The sequence below is a fragment of the Hoeflea sp. BAL378 genome, assembly GCF_000759435.1.
In the GTDB taxonomy this organism is placed as follows: Bacteria; Pseudomonadota; Alphaproteobacteria; order Rhizobiales; family Rhizobiaceae; genus Hoeflea.
In genome coordinates this window covers 1-311 of record NZ_JRJG01000227.1, presented here as the reverse complement: position 1 = coordinate 311, position 311 = coordinate 1, and the positions used below count along the sequence as shown (strand labels likewise).

Genomic DNA, 311 nt, shown 5'->3' with positions numbered 1-311 from the left:
ACCGTCGGGCAGGAGCCGAGCCCCGTCGTGGTGTCGCTCTCGCCGCATTTGGTCGAGATCCACAGTTCGGAGATCGAGCACTCCTCGCGCTGCAGTTCGGAGGCGAAGTGGACATATTCCTTGGCCACCCTGGACGCGTTCATGATGGTCTTCAAGTCGCCGTTCTGCTCGATCGAGAAGCCGGTCACCGGCTTGCCGGTGGCGGCAATGCCGTCGACGATCTTCTTGGTCCAGCCCGGCTCGATGCCGATCACCACCACGGCGGCCACGTTCGGGTTCGAGCCGGTGCCGATCATGGTGCGGAAATGCAG

1 protein-coding gene is annotated in these 311 nt (G+C 63.7%); it reads right to left on the bottom strand.

Going from position 1 to position 311, the window contains the following annotated elements; genetic code table 11:
* Window positions 1-311: UxaA family hydrolase (locus LL06_RS25455; protein ID WP_035533705.1), on the bottom strand; the 311-nt coding region annotated here is incomplete at both ends.